Source organism: Rhizobium sullae (assembly GCF_900169785.1).
GTDB lineage: Bacteria > Pseudomonadota > Alphaproteobacteria > Rhizobiales > Rhizobiaceae > Rhizobium > Rhizobium sullae.
The window spans coordinates 256689-277953 of the sequence record NZ_FWER01000001.1; the positions used below are offsets into that span (position 1 = coordinate 256689).

Consider the following 21265-nt stretch of genomic DNA (forward strand, 5'->3'; position numbering starts at 1 on the left):
AGGAGGAGAAGCATAGCTCAAGGCGAATGATTGACAATTGCCACCGAAAGGCTGCGTTGCCGAACCTCAAACGAAGACGCGCTTCGGGCGGAACTCTCCCTGGCCGATCTCGCCGATCGCGATAAGCTTGCCGCGCGCCGTCGCATAGGCTTCGCTTTCGACAACTGGTGCATCCCGGCCTCGCACGAGAATGGGATTGCCCATCCTCAAGCGATGCGCCTGATCATCATTGACCACGAGGTGCGGCAGCGAGGAGAGGGCTTCGCTGGTATCGATCAGCAGGGCATCGAGCGCGGCAAGGCGCTCATCCATGTCCTCGACCATTTCGAGCGCGACGAGGTTTGCGAGCGGCACCATGCTCTCTTCGGCGAAAGGCGCCACGAAGGTCCGGCGTAGCCCCGAGATATGGCCGTAGCAGCCGAGCTCGCGGCCAAAATCACGAGCGAGCGCACGCACATAGGTGCCCTTGCCGCATTCGACTTCGAAATGTGCCGTATTCTCATCCGGGCAGGCAAGCAGCGTCAGGCGAAAGATCTCGACCTCTCGGGAAGGGATCTCCACCGTCTCACCGTCGCGCGCCAGATCGTAAGCGCGCTCGCCGGCGATTTTGATCGCCGAGAATTGCGGCGGCACCTGGCTGATGACGCCGGTATGTTTCGGCAGAAGATCGCGGATCTGCTTCTCTGTCGGGCGCTTGTCGGAGCTTCGGGTCACTTCGCCTTCGAGGTCGTCGGTTGCCCGTTCCTCGCCCCAGGTCACGGTGAATTCATAGATCTTGCGGCCGTCCATGACGTAGGGAACGGTCTTCGTCGCATCGCCCAGCGCAATCGGCAGCATTCCAGACGCCAGCGGATCGAGCGTGCCGGCATGGCCGCATTTTTGCGCCTTGAAGAGCCACTTGATCTTGGAAACGGCTTCGGTCGAACCGAAATCGACAGGCTTGTCGAGGATCAGCCAGCCGGAAACCGGGCGGCCCTTGGGTTTGCGTGGTTTGGACATGCGCTTCTTCTGCTATTGTTCTTCAGTGTCGTCGTCGAGATCACGCTGGACCTCCGGCGAGCGCAGCAATTCGTCGATCTTCTTGTAGTTATCGAAGCTCGTATCGTCGCGGAAACGGACCTCCGGCATATATTTCATCTGCCGGAGTTGCGGGCCGAGACGGCCGCGGATGTATCTGGCGTTGCGGTTCAGCGCATCGATGATGGCGCCGTGATCGGAAACGCCGAGCGGCGTCACGTAGGCCGTTGCGATCTTCAGGTCCGGCGACATACGGACTTCAGAAATCGAAATGACGGTCTTTTCGATCACGTCATCGCGCACTTCGCCACGCTGGAGAACCTGCGTGATTGCGGCGCGAACCTGCTCACCGACGCGCAGCATGCGCTGCGAGGGTGCCGAGGATGTGGCTTTTGCTGTCATTGTTCTTTGCCCCGAAAAGGTTCGGGCGCCGGCCTCTCATGATCCGGCGCCCGTCCAAAGTTCTAGTTTTGCGCCGTCAGAGCGTGCGGGTGATGTGCTCGACGCGGAAGCATTCGATCGTGTCGCCTGCGCGGATGTCTTCGTAATTCTCGAAAGCCATACCGCATTCCTGGCCGGAATGCACTTCCGAGACTTCGTCCTTGAAGCGCTTGAGCGTCTTGAGCTTTCCTTCGTGGATGACGACGTTGTCGCGGATGAGGCGGACGCCGACGCCACGCTCGACCTTGCCTTCGGTAACGCGGCAACCTGCAACCTTGCCGACCTTCGTGATGTTGAACACCTCGAGGATCTCGGCATTGCCGAGGAATGTTTCGCGCCGCTCCGGAGAGAGCAGACCGGACATTGCCGCCTTAACGTCATCCACGAGGTCGTAGATGATGTTGTAGTAGCGGATTTCGATGCCCTGACGCTCGGCAAGCGTACGCGCTTGCGCATTCGCACGAACGTTGAAGCCAATGATTGCAGCACCGGATGCTTCCGCGAGGGAAATATCCGACTCGGTGATACCGCCAGCCGCAGAGTGTACGATGCGGGCGCGAACTTCATCCGTTCCGAGCTTGTCGAGCGCACCGGCAATCGCCTCGATCGAACCCTGCACGTCGCCCTTGACGACCAGCGGGAACTCCTTGACGCCGGCAGTCTGAAGCTGGCTCATCATCTGTTCCAGCGAGCCGCGCTGACCCGAATGGCGGGCTGCAGCCTTGTCTCGGGCGAGACGCTGGCGGTACTCGGAAATCTCGCGGGCGCGAGCTTCGTTTTCGACAACGGCGAACTTGTCGCCCGCCTGAGGCGTGCCGGAAAGACCCAGAACCTCGACCGGAGTGGCCGGGCCTGCTTCCTTGACATGCTCGCTCTTGTCATCAACCAGCGCACGTACGCGTCCCCAGACATCGCCAGCCACGATGATCTGGCCAGGCTTCAGCGTGCCCTTCTGGACGAGGACCGTTGCGACCGAACCACGGCCGCGGTCGAGCTGCGCTTCGATCACTGTACCCTCGGCCGTCCGGTTCGGATTGGCCTTGAGGTCGAGGATTTCGGCCTGCAGCAGGATCGCTTCGAGCAGCTTGTCGAGGTTGGTGTGGTTCTTCGCCGAAACTTCGACGTCGAGCACTTCACCGCCCATGGACTCCACGAAAACCTCGTGCTGCAGAAGCTGTGTGCGCACCTTCTGCGGATCGGCCGTCGGCTTGTCGACCTTGTTGATCGCCACGATGATCGGAACGCCTGCCGCCTTGGCATGGTTGATCGATTCGATGGTCTGCGGCATCACGCTGTCGTCAGCCGCAACCACGAGGATCGCGATGTCCGTCGCCTGCGCACCACGAGCACGCATCGCTGTAAAGGCTGCGTGGCCGGGGGTGTCGATGAAGGTAATCTTCTGACCGTTCTGCTCGACCTGGTAGGCGCCGATATGCTGGGTGATCCCGCCGGCTTCCCCGGCCACCACGTTCGCATGGCGAATGGCGTCGAGCAGCGAGGTCTTGCCATGGTCGACATGGCCCATGATGGTGACGACGGGCGGACGCGAAACCTGTTCGCCCTCGTCATCCGTCACATTGAAGATGCCGAGTTCGACGTCGGATTCGGAAACACGCTTGACGGTGTGGCCGAACTCGCCCGCGATGAGTTCTGCAAGGTCGGCGTCGATGACGTCGCCAGGCTTCATCATCTGGCCTTCCTTCATGAGGAACTTGATGACGTCGACGGCACGTTCCGACATGCGCTGCGACAGTTCCTGAATGGTGATGGTTTCCGGCAGGATGACTTCGCGCATGACCTTTTCGCGCGTTTCCTGCATCTGGCTGCGGCGGAATTTCTCCTGGCGGCGACGCATAGCGGAAAGCGAACGGCCGCGCGCATTGCCGTCGTCATCGACGTTTGCCGTTGTGATCGTCAGCTTGCCGCGGCGGCGCTCCTCTTCGGTCTTCGGACGCGTCGTCACCGGTTTTGCCGGTTCCGGGCGAACGACCCTGCCACGGGCAGGAGCCCCACGAGGAGATCCGCGCTCTTCCTCCTCACCTTCCGGACGACGGCCGCGGACAACCGGTGTCACCCCAGCTGGAGCCGGACGAGCAGGAGTAGGCACAGAGGTCTCGGGACGCACGGCCGAAGCCGGGCGCGGAGCCTCTGCCTGGACGTTGGCAGCTTCTGGCGCAGGAACCTCAGCCGGCGCAGGAGGGCGGGCGGCCTCTTCGGCTGCGCGGCGGGCTGCTTCAACCGCCTCCGCTTCGCGACGGACGGCTTCTTCAGCTGCACGGCGCTTTTCTTCTTCAGCGCGGCGGATCGCATCTTCTGCATCGCGGACCTGGGCAAGCGCCAGCGCGCGCCGGCGGGCATCCATTTCCTCGGGCGAAAGATGATTCAAGACAACCGGACGCGGGCGGTCCTGCTGGCGAGGAGCCTGCGAAGCTGACTGCTGCGGACGCGGCGGCTGGCCGCCCGGCTTTTGGATGCGAGGCGCAGGGGCCTGCGCCGGAGCGGATTCTGCCGCGCGGGGTGCCGCTGCCGGCGCCGGCGTTGCCGGGCGATCGTCTTCAGGGCGCATCGGGCGCCGCTTGCGAGTCTCGACAACGACCGCCTTGGTGCGACCGCGGCCCATATCCTGGCGCACAGTACCTTGGCTTATCCCCGATGGTTTCAAGGTAAGCGTCTTCTTTGCTCCAAGCGTCTTGTCGTCATTGCTATCAGTCATTCGTTCCCGTTCCTTCGGACAGGGAGCGATGACGTCATCAAACCCTGTCGTTCAAATGCTTTTCGATCAATGATGGGCCGGCCGGTGCCGGTCGCCGCATCATTGTTTTTGCTGGCCAGCGCCGCCTGGTGCTCGGGATTGACCGCCGCTGCGGTACTTTTCGAGCATCTTTGCGCGCTTCACTACACCCTCACCTGCCTGCCCTGCAAGCACCGCGGCATGGATAAAAGCATTCTGGCCCATCACGCCTTCCATTTCGCTCTCCGAGAAGAGACGGAAGGAAGGTATTTCCTCCTCGGTTTCCATTCCGAGGTGCCAGGCCTTGCGAGCCTGATCGATTTTTCTCACGCCATCGTCCGCGGCATCCGTCGAGTGGAACACCGCGAGTGCCGCTCCGCTTCTAACTGCGGCATCCACTTTCGAGGAGCCGCTGACGAACTGGCCCGCCTTGCGCGCCATGTTCATCATCTGCATCAGATGCTGTGCGAGCAGCCGGTCGACGGTTTCACCCAGATCGGCAGCTACCTTCACATCCGCCTTCAGTGCACGGGCGAAAGACTTCTTCGCCACCGCCTTGTCGACCAACGCGCGATCAAGCTTGACCCAGCAGCCGCGCCCCGGAAGCTGACGCTTCAGATCGGCGACAACTGTCCCGTCGGGAGCCGCGACAAAGCGGATCAACTCATCCACCGATCCGCTTTCACGCGTCACGATGCACATGCGGCCGTTCACGTCATAACCTGCAAGATCATCATCCTCAGGAGAAGCGTGCAGCTCCGCGATCATTATGCGTCCTGCTCGGCAGCGTCGGCGTCGGCTTCGACAACTTCAGCGTCCTTCGCAAGATCTTCCTCGGTGATCCAGCCGGCGGCGATGCGCGCCTGGACGACCATCTGTTCGGCCTCGACGCGCGAAACGTCGAACTTCGAGAAGAGGCCCTCGAACTTCTTGGTCTCGCCGTTCTTGCGCTCTGTCCAGCCGACGAGATCGTCCGCCGCGCAGCCCGCGAAATCTTCCAACGTCTTGATGCCGTCTTCGCCGAGTGCCACCATCATCTGCGCGGTCATGCCATCGATCTGACGAAGGTCGTCGGAAACGCCGAGCGCCTTGCGCTTCTCGTCCATCTCGGCTTCGAGCTTTTCGAGATACTCGCGGGCACGCTGCTGGATTTCCTGCGCCGTCTCTTCGTCGAACCCATCGATCGACGAAATTTCGTCGAGATCGACGTAAGCGAGTTCTTCAACCGCAGCAAAGCCTTCCGAGGCCAGAACCTGGCCGACCATTTCATCGACGTCGAGCGCATCCATGAAGAGGTTAGTGCGTTCGTTGAATTCCTTTTGACGGCGTTCGGATTCTTCGGCTTCCGTCATGATGTCGATATCCCAGCCGGTCAGCTGCGAGGCGAGGCGAACATTCTGGCCGCGGCGCCCGATCGCCAGAGACAGCTGCTCGTCAGGAACTACGACTTCGATGCGTTCTGCATCTTCATCGAGAACGACCTTAGCGACTTCAGCGGGCTGCAGCGCGTTGACGACAAAGGTCGCCGGATCCTGCGACCAGGGGATGATGTCAATCTTTTCGCCCTGAAGCTCGCCGACGACGGCCTGGACGCGTGAACCGCGCATACCGACGCAGGCACCGACTGGATCGATCGAGCTATCGTTCGAAATGACAGCGATCTTGGCGCGCGACCCCGGGTCACGGGCGACCGAGCGGACCTGGATGATGCCGTCGTAGATTTCCGGCACTTCCATGGTGAAGAGCTTGACCATGAACTGCGGATGGGTGCGCGACAGAAAAATCTGCGGACCGCGCTGTTCACGGCGGACGTCATAGACATATGCGCGAACGCGGTCGCCGTAACGGACGTTTTCACGCGGGATCATTTCGTCGCGGCGGATAATGCCTTCGCCACGGCCGAGATCAACGATGACGTTGCCGTATTCAACGCGCTTGACGGTGCCGTTGACGATTTCGCCGACGCGATCCTTGAATTCGTCGAACTGCCGGTCACGCTCGGCTTCGCGCACCTTCTGGACGATGACCTGCTTGGCCGACTGAGCGGCGATACGGCCGAAATCCATCGGCGGCAGCGGATCGGCGATGAAGTCGCCAAGCACTGCGTCGGGGTTGCGGTCGCGGGCCAGCTCCAGCGGGATCTGCGTGGAGTAGTCTTCTGCCTTCTCGACGACTTCGAGCAGTCGCTGCAAGCGGATTTCACCGGTCTTCGGATTGATATCGGCGCGGATGTTCGATTCCGTGCCGTAACGGGAGCGCGCCGCCTTCTGGATCGCATCCGCCATCGCGGCAAGCACGATTTCGCGGTCGATGACCTTTTCGCGCGCCACTGCATCTGCGATCTGCAGAAGTTCGAGCCGGTTCGCACTGACTGCCATTGTCTTATCTCTCCGTCTTGGCCTTCCGGGTTCCCGTCCCTGGAGCCGTAGTTGATCGGTTATTCTTCGTCTTCCGCTTCGTTCTGGTTCGCTGCCTGCGCTTTCGCGGCCTTATCGGCGCGTAGCGCATCGCGGATCAGATCGTCGGTCAGAATGAGCTTCGCATCGCTGAGCGCCGTGAAGGGAATGGTGACCTTCTGCTCTTCGCCATAGGCAACCTGGTCACGTTCGAGCGTGAAACCATCCGCGTTCGCTTCGATGATCTTTCCGCGAAAGCGCTTGCGGTTGCCGATTATGATCGACGTTTCGCACTTCACAAGGTGTCCTTGCCAACGGGTGAAATCGGATTTCCGCACCAAAGGGCGGTCGATACCGGGCGAAGACACCTCTAGATGATACTCCCGATCGATCGGATCTTCCACATCAAGAACCGGAGAAATAGCCATCGAGACCTCTTCGCAGTCTTCGACGCTCATCGTGCCATTGTTGCGCTCTGCCATGATCTGCAGCGTAGCGCCGTTCTGGTTGAGCATGCGCACGCGGATCAGGCGGAAGCCCATGCCGACGAGCACAGGTTCGATGATGTCGGCAAGGCGCTGGTCAAGCCCGGTTTCGGTAATCAGCCGCGGCTCAAGTTCATTGTCTGCGTTCGTCGGATCCGACAAGCGATGCGCTCCTCGCAATTTTCATGCATTTGGACGATCGCGCTAATAAAAAAGAGCGGGTCCTTGCGGCCCACTCTTCATCGCACGATCAAGAATTTGAGTGGCATATAGGCCCGTTTTTACGAAATTGCAAGCTCTCGGCTCAAATGCGCCGCGGCGGCGCAATCGCGCCTAGCCACCGTCGAGGTTCATCATATATTGGAGCCGAGGGAGAATTTAGCAAGCGGGAGGAATCGTGCCATCCAATTCATCAACGCTGGCGCCGCTGAAGCATGAAACCTACCGCACAATCTGGTTCGCAAGCCTCGCCTCGAATTTCGGCGGCTTGGTCCAGGCGGTGGGCGCCGCGTGGATGATGACGACCCTCACGGCTTCCGAGGACATGGTGGCGCTGGTCCAGACCTCGACAGCACTTCCCATCATGCTGTTTTCGCTCATTTCAGGCGCGCTTGCCGACAATTTCGACCGGCGGCGGGTGATGCTGACGGCGCAATTTCTCATGCTGGCCGTCTCGATTATTCTAACCGCCTGCGCCTTGCTCGGCTGGATCACGCCCTGGCTGCTCCTGTTCTTCACCTTCCTGATTGGCTGCGGTACGGCGCTCAACAACCCATCCTGGCAGGCTTCCGTCGGCGATATGGTGCCGCGCGCCGATCTGCCGAATGCGGTAACGCTGAACAGCATGGGCTTCAACATGACCCGCAGCGTCGGCCCCGCCATCGGCGGCGTGATTGTCGCGACGGCGGGCGCCGCCGCTGCTTTCATGGTGAATACGGCCAGTTATTTCGCGCTCATCTATGCGCTCACGCGCTGGAAGCCGTCGCTGCCTGTTTCCACCCTTCCGAGGGAAAGCCTCGGGAGTGCGATCTCCGCCGGTCTTCGGTATGTCTCGATGTCGCCGAACCTCGAAAAGGTGCTGATCCGCGGTTTGATCTTCGGTGTCGGCGCAAGCTCGGTGCTCGCGCTTCTGCCGATCGTCGCGATCGATCTCGTCGCCGGCGGGCCGCTGACCTACGGCTTCATGCTCGGCTCCTTCGGCATTGGCGCAATCGGTGGCGGGGCGCTCAATGCGCGCTTGCGCGAGATGTTCAGCAGCGAGGCCATCATCCGCTACGCCTTTACTGGCTTTGCCATCAGCATGGTGATTGCTGCGTCGAGCCAGTTTGCCGTGCTCACCTCCGTCGGGCTGCTCGTTTCCGGCGCGTGCTGGGTGCTAGCGCTTTCACTGTTCAACACGATTGTGCAGCTTTCGACGCCACGCTGGGTCGTCGGCCGGGCGCTTTCACTTTATCAGACGGTCACCTTCGGCGGGATTGCCGCCGGCAGCTGGCTCTGGGGTGTCGCTGCCGACCGCTTCGGCGTGTCGAGCGCGCTCTATGGCTCAGCCGCGGTGATGATGATCGGCATCGTTATCGGCTTTCGCTTCTCGATGCCGGCCTTTGCCTCGCTCAATCTCGATCCGCTCAACCGCTTCACCGAGCCTGCCCTCGGCCTCGATATCACGCCCCGGAGCGGGCCGATCGTCATCCAGGTCGATTATCAGATTGGCGATAACGATCTGCCGGAATTCCTGAAGCTAATGGGGGAACGGCGGCGCATCCGCATCCGCGACGGCGCACGCAACTGGGCGCTAATGCGCGACCTCGAAAGTCCCGGCACCTGGACCGAGACGTATCACACGCCGACCTGGGTCGAGTACATCCGCCACAATCAGCGCCGCACGCAGGCCGATGCTGAAAACTATGATCGATTGCGCGCCCTCCACCGCGGCACGGCTGCGCCGCATGTTCACCGCATGATCGAGCGGCAGACCATCCCGCCATCCGACGATGTCTTTCACAAGGCGCCGATCGATCTTCACCATTGAGTCACTGCGATGACGCATTCGTTCCGAAAAGCCCGCGAAACCGATCTTATCGATATCATCCGGCTGCTTGCAGACGACGATATCGGCCAAGGAAGAGAATTCGTTACCGATCCCATCGATCAGCGCTATCAGACCGCCTTTGCCGCGATCGATGCGGATGAAAACCAACTGCTGGTGGTTGCCGTGGATCAAAAGGACCACGTCATCGGCTGCCTGCAGCTTTCGTTCATTCCCGGCCTGTCGCGCACCGGCACATGGCGCGGGCAGATCGAGAGCGTAAGGATTGCAAGGGAAGCGCGCGGCAGCGGTCTGGGCACCGCATTCATCGAATGGGCAGTCGAAACATGCCGCGCGCGGGGCTGCAAGATCGTGCAGCTCACCTCCGACAAATCCCGGACGGATTCCATTCGCTTTTATGAAAAGCTCGGCTTCACCGCGAGCCATGAGGGGCTGAAACGCAGTCTCTGAAAGCTTATTTCAACTTTCCCTTCATCGAAGCATCGGGGAAGCAGGTTGGTTTCATTCCATTCTTTTCCTGCCACTGCCCAATCGAGCGGCGGGTTTTATAGCCCGGCAAGCCGTCCGACCCGCCGACATCGTAGCCCTGGCGCTCGAGCGCCTTCTGCATTGCCGCTACATCGGAGCGCAGCATTTTGCCGACATCGCCCCAGGCACCCTGAAAAGCGCCCGAGCCATAGGCGATCCGGTCGGCGAGGTTGCCGATATAGAGCGCATAGAGATCGGAGTTGTTGTATTCCTTGATGATGTAGAAGTTCGGCGTGACGAGGAATTCCGGCCCATCACGCCCGGCCGGCACCAGCATCATGCCTTCAGCCTTCATCTCGCCAGATGGAAAGCCCTTGCCCGAGATGCGATCGATGCCGAGCGAAGCCCAATGCGAGAGCGGCTTTGCAAGGTCCGGTCCTTCCTGCGCGCAGGAGACTGTTGCCGGGATCGTCACCTCGAAGCCCCAATCGCGGTTGCGCTGCCAACCCTTCTTGACAAGATAGCTGGCTATGGATGCCAGCGTGTCCGGCACCGACGTCCAGATATTGCGGTGCCCGTCACCGTCGAAATCGACCGCATATTTCAGATAGCTGGTCGGCATGAATTGCGGTTGGCCGAGCGCGCCGGCCCAAGAGCTCTTGAAATCGGCAGGCGCCACATCACCGCCATCGAGAATGTGAAGTGCGGCAATCAGCTCGACACGGAACATTTCTTTGCGGGTCGACATGAAGGCCTTGGTCGCCAGCACCTCGATTGCCGAATTGGGGATCTTTGCCGCCCCGAATCCCGTCTCGCGGCCCCAGATCGCCAGCACAATCGAACCCGGCACGCCATAAGTCTTTTCGATGCGCTTCAGCGTCGAGGCATATTGCGAGGCAAAGCCACGTCCGGTTGCCGCCAGCTTCTTCAGCCGGTCCTCATTGAAATACGGACCCGGCGAAGAAAACTCCGCCTGCGTCTGCTTGCGTTCCTTCGGCGGTGGGAATCCGGGAGGTGCAAGATCGGGGAGACTCCAGTTGAGTACCACGCCCGAAAAAGCCGCCTGGAATGTCTTTGCTGATATGCCGTTTTTCTCCGCTTCCAGACGCAATTCACTCAAAACCCATTTCCGAAACTGCGCTTCGACATCGGCTTTCGAGGCAGCCGCGGCCGGCAAATGCGACAGCGCCACTAGCGCTACGCTCACGACGGCAAGGCGGCCGAAAATACTCATACTCATCTCCCCTAAATCACTGTCCGCGCGCGAAGCGCTGCAGCCAATGTCCCCTCGTCGAGGTAGTCGAGTTCGCCGCCGACCGGCACGCCATGCGCCAGCCGCGTGATCTTCACGTCCAATCCCGCCAGCTGGTCCGTTATATAGTGCGCTGTGGTTTGACCCTCGACGGTCGCGTTGACGGCGATGATGAGTTCGCGAATACCACCCTCCCCGACGCGATCGATCAGTCCGCGAATGTTCAGGTCATCCGGCCCGACGCCATCGAGCGGCGAAAGCGTGCCGCCGAGAACATGATATGCAGCGTTCATCACCCCGGCGCGTTCCAATGCCCAGAGATCGGAAACATCCTCGACGACGATGATGACGGACTGGTCGCGGCGCTCATCGGTGCAGACCGTGCAGGGATCGACTGTATCGACATTGCCGCAGCGCGAGCAGATTTTCACCTTGTCGTAGGCTTCGCCCATCGCGCTCGACAGCGGTCCGAGCAGCTGGTCCTTCTTCTTGATCAGGTGTAGCGCCGCGCGCCGGGCCGAGCGAGGCCCGAGACCCGGCACCTTCGCCAGAAGCTGGATGAGTTTTTCAATTTCGGGGCCGGTGACTCGCTTTGCCATTTGCCGTTCTTAGCTCATATGTTGCCAAAACGGAATCGCGGAAAGAATCGGCCTTATGCTGAAAATACGCGACGTCTGCACCGGCAACCCCGAATGGCTGCCTGACAATTAAGCTCAGCGCATCGCGATTGCGACAGCGGCACCGGCCATGGTTCCGGCGCTGGCACGGTTCGCGATCCGAACCGCACGGCGGCTTTTCAGGAAGCCGCGGGCTTTTGCGGCAAGCAGTGTCCAGCTAACGTCGATCAGGATCAGCACGACGAACATGGTCGCGACGAGTTCTGCCCAACCAATAATCGTCACCGAATGGATATCGATGATCGATGGCAGCAGGGCGAGGTAGAGCATCATGATCTTCGGATTGCCGAGCGTCACCGTCATGCCCCCAAAGAAGAGTTTTGCGGCCGATTGCGCTTCAGGCAGCTTTTCTTCGCTCGTATCAGACGAGGCGAACCACATCTTCCAGGCGAGATAAAGTAGGTAGCAGACACCGAGCCATTTGATGGCGACGAAGGCCCAATGGAAGGTTTCGGCAACGGCAGCAAGGCCCGCCACCGCGCAAGTCAGCCAGATCGCCTCGCCGATCCACATGGCGGCGAGAAAGGGCAGAACATCGCGGGCACCCTTCGACAGCACGCGCGCGACAAGCGCCGCGACGCTCGGCCCCGGCGAGCCGGCGACCATGAAAAGAGCGCCTGCAAAAACAATGAGACTGGTCAGCGTCATCGCCGGTCTCCTCCGTGAAAATGGCTGCTAAAGCTCAGAACGGCATCTTGAAGCCGGGCGGGATCGGCAGGCCGGCGGTGAGCGCCTTGGTCTTTTCGGCCGCGGCGGCCTCCGCCTTGTCCTTGGCGTCCTTATGAGCCGCAACGATCAGGTCTTCGAGGATCTCGACGTCGTCTTCTTTGAAGAGCGACGGGTCGATTTTTAAGCTCTTCAGTTCACCCTTGCCGCTGATGACAACGGTCACGAGACCGCCGCCCGCCTTGCCTTCGGCCTGAAGCTCGGCGATTTCCGCCTGCATCTGCTCCATCTTGGCCTGCATTTCCTTGACTTTGCCCATCATGCCCATGATGTCGCGCATCGCCTGCTCCCTTCTTCAACTCTTAGAATTCTATGTCGTCGCCGGGCAGAATGTCGCCCTCTTCGGATTCGGCGGCCGCGGGCGGCTTCGCCTCGCACTCCTCTTCCGGTTCGGATGCTCTCACTCTAACATCGATGATCTTTGCGCCCGGGAACTGAGCGAGGATCGCTGCCACATCCGGATCCTGCCGGGCGTCGCTCACCTGCTGCTCCTTGGCCTTGGCTTCCGCCTCGACCATCGTCGGATCGCCGGCCTCGCGGCTGAGGCTGACGATCCAGTGGATGCCGGTCCACTCCTTCAGTTTGACAGCCAGTTCGTTGAGCAGCGTCGTCGGTGCGCCCTCGATGAGGTTCACGTCGAGGCGGCCTCTCTCGATCTTCACCGGCCGAACGAAATTGCGGACCAGCGCCTTCAGCTTCGGATCGCGCTTCTCGGTCGCGAGATTGACAATATCGGCGATCGAATTGACGGGAACACGCGGCGTCGGCGCTTCTGCCGGCTTTGTCTCGATGCGGCCTACCTGCATCGGCTGCGGATCGGAATTGGGTACAGCACGCAACATCGTGGCCGCGCCCCCCGAAGGCTGCGGCCTCGGCGTACTCTCCGTCGCGCGTGTGGCTATTGCCGATTGATATGGTACATGGGCGCCATTGCCGCCGTTACCCGACGGCGTAGGCGAGGGACGTGAGCCGCCATTCTCGGAGAGCTCGGCGAGCCGCCGTGCTGCATCTTCGGGTGCCGGCAGATGTGCTGCATGCGCAAGCCGGATCAGCACCATTTCCGCGGCACCGGCGGTGCGCGAAGAGCTTTCGGTTTCGGGAATGCCTTTCAACAGCATCTGCCAGATGCGCGACAGCGTCGTCACCGCAATTCCCTGAGCGAACTCGGAAGCCCTGGTGCGCTCGACTTCGCTAAGCGATGGATCATTAGCGGCGTCCGGCACATATTTCAGCCGGGTGACGAGATGAGTGAAATCGGCAAGGTCGGTCAATACGACGACAGGATTTGCGCCGGCCTCATACTGCGCCTGGAATTCGGCAAGCGCTGCGGCGACATCGCCTCTGGCGACATGCTGGAAGAGATCAACGATACGGGCGCGGTCGGCAAGGCCGAGCATGCCGCGCACCGCTTCCGCCTGGACTGCGCCGCTGCCATGGGCGATTGCCTGGTCGAGCAGCGAAAGACCATCGCGTGCCGAGCCTTCGGCAGCGCGCGCGATCATCGCCAGCGCATCCGGCTCCGCATCGATGCCTTCCTTCGCTGCGATGACCGAGAACAGGCCGACGAGATCCGATGCACTGATACGGCGCAGATCGAAGCGCTGGCAGCGCGACAGAACGGTAATCGGAACCTTGCGGATTTCGGTGGTCGCGAAAATGAACTTCACATGCTCCGGCGGCTCTTCCAGGGTCTTCAGCAGGCCGTTGAAAGCCTGCGTCGAAAGCATGTGCACTTCATCGATGATATAGACCTTGTAGCGCGCAGACACCGGGCGGTAACGCACCTGCTCGATGATTTCGCGGATATCGTCGATGCCGGTATGAGAAGCAGCGTCCATCTCGATCACATCGACATGACGGCCTTCCATGATCGCCTGACAATGCTCGCCCGGCACGCGCAGGTCGATCGTCGGCTTGTCGATGTCCGGCGTCTTGTAATTCAGCGCGCGCGCCAGAATACGGGCCGTCGTCGTCTTGCCGACCCCACGAACGCCGGTCAGCATGTAAGCCTGCGCAATACGGCCGGTCTCGAAGGCGTTGGTTAGCGTGCGGACCATCGGCTCCTGGCCGACCATGAGGTCCGTGAAATCCTTGGGGCGGTATTTGCGTGCCAGCACCCGGTATCCGGTGCCCGTCGAGGCGGCATCTTGTGACTGTCGCTCGGTGTCGCTCATCGCCCTGCTTATCGCCCGGAACGCCGGGCATTTTTGGAAGAGAGAAGGGTGGGAGGCTGGCACGATGACCCGTGCCGGGCTCGTTAGGGCTGCTTCCTTCCGGACCTGACCCGGTTGGCGAGTGGCTCGTCCACCACCAACCTCCCGAATGCACATATCGGCAATATCGCCATCAAAAGCAAGCCAAGCTCAAAAAAAACTGCTAATCATAGGAAAAACATGGAGGAATGCCTGTTGGACGATTTCATTCTCGACCGCCGGCTGGAGAGTGACAGCGACCGGGTCATGCAGACCGGTCTGTGCGATCTTCGACTGTCGAAAGACGCTCGCTGGCCGTGGTTGATCCTCGTGCCGCGCAGGGCCAACATCACGGAGCTCTTCGAACTCACGCCGCTCGATCAGGTGCTCCTCACCTTCGAAACGGAAATGACCGCCGCTGCGCTGAAGAAAATCACCGGTGCCACAAAAATCAATATCGGGGCCCTTGGCAATATCGTGCGTCAGCTTCATGTTCATGTCATTGCCCGCGTCGAAGGCGATGCCAACTGGCCAGGCCCTGTCTGGAGCTTCGGTAAGGCCGAACCCTACGAAGCTGGCAAGAGAGATGAATTCATAGCGAAGTTGCGGGAAGCCCTTTCATCATGAACCGTTCGCTTTTCGATTCGGATGTTCCACATCCGGAACCCAGCAATCTCACGGCCTTCGCCGCAAACGACCTCAACCGCGATTCCGAACATCGCGACGAGCAGTCCGTCGAAGGGGCGCTGGCGAAGGACGGCACGCATATCTTCGCCTTCGCCAAGGACAGGCTCGTCCTGAAGCATGATGGCCAAGTGCTCGATCCGCTATTTGCCCGTTACGAACTGCAGGAGCTGCAGCCGCATTGGGACGAGACGATCTTGCTCGGCTACCGCAAGACAGGCGAACCGCGACTCGCCGTTCCTGTCGGGATTCCTGCCGAGGATCTCGAAAGCCACTACAAGCCTGCCGACGGCCGAACCCTCTACCGCGACCAACTCGTTGACGAAGTACTGTTGGGTGAATTCGCCCAGGCCGCAAGCCTCATCCGCTGGAACGGCGACAACCGCTTCTGCGGCCGCTGCGGCGGCATGATGGAGATGCGCATTGGCGGCTATAAGCGGGTGTGCACGGCCTGCGAACACATGATCTTCCCGCGCACCGACCCTGTGGTCATCATGCTGACGATCGACGAGCAGCGCGACCTTTGCCTGCTCGGCCGCAGCCATCATTTTACACCGGGCATGTATTCCTGCCTCGCCGGTTTCGTCGAACCCGGCGAAACGATCGAAAATGCCGTGCGCCGCGAGACGCTGGAGGAATCCGGCATCAGGACTGGCCGGATTCGCTACCACGCTTCCCAACCGTGGCCGATGCCGCATACGCTGATGATCGGCTGCTATGCCGAAGCTAAATCGACCGAGGTCCATCGCGACGAATCGGAACTGGACGATTGCCGCTGGTTCACCCGCGAGGAAACACTTGAAATGCTCGAACGCCCCGGCGCCAACGGCCAGGCTTCGCCGCCCAAAGGCGCTATCGCGCACCGCCTGATGCGCGATTGGGTGGAATGGAAAAAGCAATAGGCTGATGCGATGGCGCGCTCGGAACGCCTTCTGACCCTGCTTCAGACGTTGCGGCGCTACCGCCGTCCGGTGAGCGGTGCCGTCTTGGCGACGGAAACAGGCGTCAGCATCCGCACACTCTATCGCGATATCGCCAGCCTCCAGGGGCAGGGCGCCCTGATTGAAGGCGAACCCGGCATCGGCTACGTTTTGAAGCCCGGCTTCATGCTGCCGCCGATGATGTTTTCCCAGGACGAAATCGAGGCACTAGTCCTCGGTTCGCGCTGGGTCGCCCGCGCCGCCGATCCGCGTCTTGCTGCCGCCGGCGCCGACGCGCTGGCGAAGATTGCGGACGTCCTGCCGCGCGAGATGCGCGACGAGATCGACACCTCGACGCTTCTGGTCAATTTCCGTCCTCGCTTTGAGGACAAGGCCGATCTCGGCATCATCCGCAAAGCGATCCGGGCCGAACGTATTCTTAAACTGACCTACACGGACGAAAGCGGCGCGGTCACCGTCCGCCGCGTCTGGCCTTTCGCGATCAGCTTCTTCGAGCAAGTCCGCGTCATGGTCGCCTGGTGCGAGTTGCGGCAGGATTACCGCCACTTCCGCACGGACCGCATTGTCGAAATAGCGCCCCAGGAGCTGCGCTATCCGCGACGGCGTGCCGTTCTTCTCAAGGAATGGCGCGAGCAGCAGGACGTCCCAGCAGAGACCTGAGGATACTGCCATAAACTGACAGTGGTCAGCGTTACTATCGGACCAATCCCAAACCGGAGGACCGATGATGACGACCCTGAATCCCACCCGATCGACGCACGGAAATCGAGTTGCCGAGGACACACCCAGACAAGCGAGATATCCGCAATCTCTAATGCTGCGAATGATGCTGAACGCATCGCGCAGGATGGTGCGGAGCCGCTATCCTCAGCTCGATCTCGATGCGATGTCCGATTACATGAAGCGCGATATCGGGTTCATGGACTGGAACCACCCGCACCACGAGAGCAACTGAATTCACCACGCCGCCTCACCGACGTAGCGCCGCCGCATCAACGGCGGGTTCAGCGCTTGCCGTGGCCAATCGCCGGCAAGCGCTGAATCTGTGCAAACAATTCCAAATACGAGGGACAACGATATGACCAGCCCGAATCTCATCATTCTTTACGTCAAGGATCCCGCGGAAAGTGCAACCTTTTACAAGGATCTACTAGGCCGCGAACCCGGTGTCGCCGCACCTAATTTCGTCGCGTTTCCGCTCGACGGCGGCTTCACCCTCGGCCTTTGGCGGCGCAGCACGGTCGCGCCGCAACCTTCCGCGATCGGCAATCGCGGCGAGGTTGCCTTCATGGTGGCCGGCGAGAATGCTGTTGCCAAACAATACGAGGATTGGCGAAGACGCGGCCTGCCGATTGCTCAGGAGCTGACCGATCTCGATTTCGGCCCGACCTTTGTCGCGCTCGATCCGGACGGCCACCGGTTGCGCGTTTGCGAACCGGACAAGTAAAAGACAGGAAGAAGGGCGCCCGCAGGCGCCCTTCTGTCACTTGTGCAGTTGGCCCCGCATAGGATGGCCCGTGTAGACGCCGAGAATGCGGACATTCTCCGAAAAGAACCGCAACTCTTCCAAAGCCCGGCGCACATGGGCATCGTTCGGATGGCCTTCGATATCGGCATAAAACTGCGTCGCCACGAATTTGCCGCCGAGCTGATAGCTTTCGAGCTTCGTCATGTTGATATTGTTCGTCGCGAAACCGCCGAGCGCCTTATAGAGTGCCGCCGGAATGTTTCGGACGTTGAAGACGAAGGTCGTGACGATCTTTTCTTCGTCGGAGCCGCGGTTTGCCCATTCTTCGTCGCGGGAGAGCACGACGAAGCGGGTAACATTGCTCTCCGTGTCCTCGACATTTTCGGCAACGATGTCGAGGTGATAGAGCTCGGCTGCAAGGCGCGGCGCAAGCGCCGCCATGGTCCGGTCGCCGGCTTCCTTGACGAGCTTCGCGGCACCAGCCGTATCTCCTGCGATCACCGGCTTCCAGCCATTCGCGCGCACGATCTTCCGGCATTGGCCAAGCGCATGGATGTGGCTATGCACGGTGCGTATCTCGTCCTTCAAAACGCCGGGCAGCACCATCAGCTGAAAGCGGATCGGCATGAAGTATTCGGCGATGATGTGCAGCCGCGACTCCGGTAGGAGATGATGAATATCGGCGACCCGGCCCGCGATCGTGTTTTCGATCGGGATCATCGCAATATCGGCGTCGCCATTGTCGACCGCCATGAAGGCGTCTTCAAAGGTCTGGCAAGGCAACGGCTCCATTGTCGGGAACATGTCACGGCAGGCCATGTCGGAATTCGCGCCGAATTCGCCTTGAAAAGAGATTCGGTTGGTCTTGATGTTCATGACGATGTCCTTCATGCCTTCCTTGCCGAAAGAATGCGGCGGGCTTTCTCGAGATCGGCTGGCGTATCGACCCCAAGCGGAACGGTTTTAACGATTTCCACGTCGATGCGCATGCCTGCTTCCAGCGCGCGAAGCTGCTCCAGCGATTCGCGTTTTTCGAGGACCGACGGGCCAAGCGAGACATAGCGTTCGAGCGCTGCCCGGCGATAGGTATAGAGCCCGATATGGTGATAGAGGGGACCGTTACCGTATGGCGCCGTTGCTCGGGTAAAATAGAGCGATCGTAGCCGCGTCTCGGAGATCGGCGATCCCACGACCTTGACAATGTGCGGCGCAGTCTTGTCCGCTTCATCGTCTATAACCACCGCGAGCGTTGCGATGTCAGTTGTCTCGTTTTCCAATGGACGCAGCGACGCACGCACTGTCTCGCGATCGACGGTTGGCAGATCGCCCTGAACATTGACGATGAATTTCGCGTGGCCTTCAGGATCCACCTTCGTCAGAGCCTCATAGATACGATCGGACCCTACCTGATGGTCCTTGCTGGTCATGACGACTTCAAAACCGGCTTTCGCGACAACGTCAAATACCTGCTGATCATCGACCGCGACGACGACGCGTCCGATCTCCGCTTCCTTCGCCCGCAAAGCCACCTGGACAATCATCGGCAGTCCGCAAATATCGGCCAGCGGCTTGCCGGGAAGGCGGGTGGACGCCATGCGGGCGGGGATCAGAACCAGCACGTCATCTAAATTTGAACCTGTCATCGTTCGGACCTTCTATTCCAGGCAGGAAAGTGTCAAAAAGTCTCACGTACAAGACCATTTAGACAGTTGCAACGAATTGCCAAAAGACATAGGTTCCGCGCGATTTCAAGATGGTGCCTTTTAGGGTCTGCCGACTGCACGGGGAGCATTGCAGATGAATTCTTATGTCAATATGGGCGTTGGGGCGCTGCTCGGAACGATTTTCGTCCTGATGTCAGTGTCGATCGCGTCCGAAGGGATCTTCCACTCCGAAGCGCCGGAGAAGGAAGGTTTCGCCATTGTCGCAGAAGAGGCGCCTGCTGCTGGCGGTGGCGGTGAGGCTGCACCCGCAACTGTAACTCCGATCGCCAAGCTTCTTGCCAGCGCGGATGCCAAGGCTGGCGAAACGGTATTCAAGAAGTGTCAGTCCTGTCATGACGCGACGAAGGGAGGGCCGAACAAAGTCGGCCCGAACCTCTATGGTCTCGTCGATCGCCCGATCGCTTCGCATGAAGGCTTTGCCTTTTCTTCCGCCATGAAGGATTTCTCCAAGGGCGGCAGCGAAAAGTGGACCTTCGATCACCTGAACCACTTCCTGCTGGCACCGAAGAAGCAGGTTCCGGGCACGGCCATGGGCTTTGCCGGTCTGCCAAAGGAACAGGACCGCGCGAACGTGATCCTCTACCTGCAAACGCTTGCAGACGCACCGGTTGCGTTGCCGGATCCGAACGCGCCGGATACCGTTACGCAGTAGTCCTGCAAGCCTTCCGACGGAATCGAGAGCCCGGCCGACGCCGGGCTTTTTTGTTGCAGTCAAGCGCCGAGCAGGTAGGCCCAGAGCGAAACCGAAATGGCGCCGAGGGCCGTCGTAACCGTAATTGTGGAGGCTGCAAGGCTGTGGCCAACGCCGAAACGATTGGCGATCAGCCAGGCATTGACACCAGTTGGAACAGCGGCGATCAACACCAGTGCAGCGGTCCAGCTGCCGGTCAATCCAACCAGATGACTTGCAGCCCAGACGCAGCATGGAAGCAACAGCAATTTGAAGGCAGATGTGACGCTGGCAATGCCGACATTGCCGGAGACACCGTATCGTTCAAGCGCCATGCCCAGCGATACCAAGGCGACAGGTCCAGCGACGCCGGCCAGCTGGTCGACAATGGATTCCACCGGAGCCGGCATTGGGAGGCCTGCAAGGTGCACCGCGGCACCTGCGGCGAGACCGATAACGAGCGGATTGCGGACAAGATTGAGACCGATCTGGCGAAAGAGGTTGAGTATGTTGCGTTCGCCCTTGCCCGCAATCTTGCGCTCTGCCCGCTCCATCATGATCGTGCCGATGATCATCATGACGGGCAGGTGCACGGCGATCAGGATGGAAAGCGGCACCAGGCCCTCATTGCCGACGGTGCGTTGAACAAGCGGCAGGCCGACAAAAATAGTATTGGCAAATGCCGAAGAAACGCCGGCGAGCACGCCGATGCGATCATCACGGCCAAAAAAACGTGTCGCAGCGATGTGGCCCGCGGTCCAGGTCACCGCAACGCCGGAGAAATACGCGATCCAGAGGCGAAACGGCGAAGCGCCATGAAAATCCGCTTCGGCAATCGTGCGGAAAAGGAGCAGCGGAACGGCAATCTTGAAAACGAACTCGCTCAATGCGTCGCCGACATCCGCCTTCATCAGTCCGGTTTTGACGATCAACCAGCCGATCAGGATCATGATGAAGATGGGAAGGACGTCGAAGATGATGGCTGTCATGCGGAGGGATGCCTTGCGCGGGGATACCCTGCTCTAGCAGCAAAACTTCTTCGTTGACAAATGGATTGGCAAAGAGATGTGCGGATGCTGGCGGCACAAACAAAAAAAGCGGGCACGGCCCGCTTTTTCGCATCCGGACTTGCCGGACACCCGGTTCCGGTGCTGCCAGTTCATCCGTGGTCAGCGCCTGCTCCGGTACAGTCGAAGGGCTTCATTCCCTTCTCATCCGGCTGCAACCCAACGGTTGCTCATGCCGGCCTGCTTCTGAAGATATTTAGAAACCCAAAGTGACAGTGGCATGACGGATCGGCGCCATTTTTGCGAAGAAATAGGCCGCCGACCTGCGTTTTTTCTTCC

General features: G+C 60.3%; 22 protein-coding genes and 1 other RNA gene. 8 read left to right on the forward strand and 15 right to left on the reverse strand.

What is annotated here, in order from left to right:
- Positions 1 to 66: 66 nt before the first annotated feature.
- The 6 genes from truB to rimP form a co-directional block, all read right to left on the reverse strand.
- A complete protein-coding gene (truB, locus tag BN1800_RS01350) occupies positions 67 to 999 on the reverse strand; it encodes a tRNA pseudouridine(55) synthase TruB (protein WP_086993703.1) in 933 nt (310 codons plus the stop codon).
- Positions 1000 to 1011: 12 nt separating this feature from the next.
- Positions 1012 to 1419 (reverse strand): 30S ribosome-binding factor RbfA, encoded by a 408-nt coding sequence (gene rbfA / locus BN1800_RS01355; protein ID WP_086993706.1) that lies wholly within the window; start codon positions 1417 to 1419, stop codon positions 1012 to 1014.
- Between the two features lie 76 nt (positions 1420 to 1495).
- Positions 1496 to 4171, reverse strand: coding sequence for a translation initiation factor IF-2 (infB, locus tag BN1800_RS01360; RefSeq protein WP_086993709.1), 2676 nt, complete (start codon positions 4169 to 4171; stop codon positions 1496 to 1498).
- Positions 4172 to 4270: 99 nt separating this feature from the next.
- Positions 4271 to 4957, reverse strand: a complete 687-nt coding sequence (locus tag BN1800_RS01365; protein WP_037144073.1) for an RNA-binding protein — start codon at positions 4955 to 4957, stop codon at positions 4271 to 4273.
- The gene (gene nusA / locus BN1800_RS01370) at positions 4957 to 6567 is read right to left on the reverse strand and encodes a transcription termination factor NusA (protein WP_086993712.1); all 1611 of its coding nucleotides are present in this window, start codon (positions 6565 to 6567) and stop codon (positions 4957 to 4959) included. The genes BN1800_RS01365 and nusA overlap by 1 nt, the downstream gene beginning before the upstream one ends.
- 59 nt (positions 6568 to 6626) lie before the next feature.
- Complete coding sequence (gene rimP / locus BN1800_RS01375; RefSeq protein WP_027513576.1) at positions 6627 to 7232, reverse strand: ribosome maturation factor RimP; 606 nt, start codon at positions 7230 to 7232, stop codon at positions 6627 to 6629.
- Between the two features lie 235 nt (positions 7233 to 7467).
- Between rimP and BN1800_RS01380 the strand changes: the two genes are divergently transcribed.
- Positions 7468 to 9099 (forward strand): MFS transporter, encoded by a 1632-nt coding sequence (locus BN1800_RS01380; protein WP_086993715.1) that lies wholly within the window; start codon positions 7468 to 7470, stop codon positions 9097 to 9099.
- Between the two features lie 9 nt (positions 9100 to 9108).
- Positions 9109 to 9567, forward strand: a complete 459-nt coding sequence (locus BN1800_RS01385; protein WP_027513578.1) for a GNAT family N-acetyltransferase — start codon at positions 9109 to 9111, stop codon at positions 9565 to 9567.
- A 4-nt stretch (positions 9568 to 9571) separates the two neighbouring features.
- On the opposite strand, the gene BN1800_RS01390 is transcribed toward BN1800_RS01385, so the two are convergent.
- From BN1800_RS01390 to ffs, 6 genes are all read right to left on the reverse strand, one after another.
- Complete coding sequence (locus tag BN1800_RS01390; protein ID WP_086993718.1) at positions 9572 to 10819, reverse strand: lytic murein transglycosylase; 1248 nt, start codon at positions 10817 to 10819, stop codon at positions 9572 to 9574.
- Between the two features lie 11 nt (positions 10820 to 10830).
- Positions 10831 to 11436 carry a recombination mediator RecR gene (gene recR, locus BN1800_RS01395; protein WP_027513580.1) on the reverse strand — a complete coding sequence of 202 codons (606 nt, stop codon included), beginning with the start codon at positions 11434 to 11436 and terminating at the stop codon, positions 10831 to 10833.
- Positions 11437 to 11550: 114 nt separating this feature from the next.
- A complete protein-coding gene (locus BN1800_RS01400; protein WP_086993720.1) occupies positions 11551 to 12162 on the reverse strand; it encodes a LysE family translocator in 612 nt (203 codons plus the stop codon).
- Between the two features lie 34 nt (positions 12163 to 12196).
- Positions 12197 to 12520: a YbaB/EbfC family nucleoid-associated protein gene (locus BN1800_RS01405; protein ID WP_027513582.1), complete on the reverse strand. Its 324-nt coding sequence runs from the start codon at positions 12518 to 12520 to the stop codon at positions 12197 to 12199.
- Positions 12521 to 12542: 22 nt separating this feature from the next.
- Positions 12543 to 14414 carry a DNA polymerase III subunit gamma/tau gene (locus BN1800_RS01410; RefSeq protein ID WP_086993723.1) on the reverse strand — a complete coding sequence of 624 codons (1872 nt, stop codon included), beginning with the start codon at positions 14412 to 14414 and terminating at the stop codon, positions 12543 to 12545.
- 48 nt (positions 14415 to 14462) lie between these two features.
- Positions 14463 to 14559: signal recognition particle sRNA small type (gene ffs, locus BN1800_RS01415), an RNA gene on the reverse strand.
- A gap of 89 nt (positions 14560 to 14648) precedes the next feature.
- On the opposite strand from ffs, the gene BN1800_RS01420 reads away from it, so the two are divergent.
- From BN1800_RS01420 to BN1800_RS01440, 5 genes are all read left to right on the forward strand, one after another.
- A complete protein-coding gene (locus tag BN1800_RS01420; RefSeq protein ID WP_179213732.1) occupies positions 14649 to 15059 on the forward strand; it encodes an HIT domain-containing protein in 411 nt (136 codons plus the stop codon).
- Positions 15056 to 16018, forward strand: coding sequence for an NAD(+) diphosphatase (nudC, locus tag BN1800_RS01425; protein WP_086993729.1), 963 nt, complete (start codon positions 15056 to 15058; stop codon positions 16016 to 16018). Before BN1800_RS01420 ends, nudC begins: the two co-directional genes overlap by 4 nt.
- A gap of 9 nt (positions 16019 to 16027) precedes the next feature.
- Positions 16028 to 16717: a helix-turn-helix transcriptional regulator gene (locus tag BN1800_RS01430; protein ID WP_086993732.1), complete on the forward strand. Its 690-nt coding sequence runs from the start codon at positions 16028 to 16030 to the stop codon at positions 16715 to 16717.
- A 64-nt stretch (positions 16718 to 16781) separates the two neighbouring features.
- Positions 16782 to 17012 (forward strand): hypothetical protein, encoded by a 231-nt coding sequence (locus BN1800_RS01435; RefSeq protein ID WP_027513587.1) that lies wholly within the window; start codon positions 16782 to 16784, stop codon positions 17010 to 17012.
- A gap of 123 nt (positions 17013 to 17135) precedes the next feature.
- The gene (locus BN1800_RS01440) at positions 17136 to 17504 is read left to right on the forward strand and encodes a VOC family protein (protein ID WP_027513588.1); all 369 of its coding nucleotides are present in this window, start codon (positions 17136 to 17138) and stop codon (positions 17502 to 17504) included.
- Between the two features lie 36 nt (positions 17505 to 17540).
- On the opposite strand, the gene BN1800_RS01445 is transcribed toward BN1800_RS01440, so the two are convergent.
- Positions 17541 to 18401, reverse strand: a complete 861-nt coding sequence (locus BN1800_RS01445; protein WP_086993902.1) for a prephenate dehydratase — start codon at positions 18399 to 18401, stop codon at positions 17541 to 17543.
- 11 nt (positions 18402 to 18412) lie between these two features.
- A complete protein-coding gene (locus BN1800_RS01450; RefSeq protein ID WP_027513590.1) occupies positions 18413 to 19168 on the reverse strand; it encodes a 3-deoxy-manno-octulosonate cytidylyltransferase in 756 nt (251 codons plus the stop codon).
- A gap of 154 nt (positions 19169 to 19322) precedes the next feature.
- Here BN1800_RS01450 and BN1800_RS01455 point away from each other — a divergent pair, with 154 nt between their 5' ends.
- The gene (locus BN1800_RS01455; RefSeq protein ID WP_086993735.1) at positions 19323 to 19901 is read left to right on the forward strand and encodes a c-type cytochrome; all 579 of its coding nucleotides are present in this window, start codon (positions 19323 to 19325) and stop codon (positions 19899 to 19901) included.
- Positions 19902 to 19960: 59 nt separating this feature from the next.
- Here the strand turns inward: BN1800_RS01455 and BN1800_RS01460 are convergent, their stop codons facing one another.
- Positions 19961 to 20908 (reverse strand): AEC family transporter, encoded by a 948-nt coding sequence (locus BN1800_RS01460; protein WP_027513592.1) that lies wholly within the window; start codon positions 20906 to 20908, stop codon positions 19961 to 19963.
- Between the last annotated feature and the right edge of the window lie 357 nt (positions 20909 to 21265).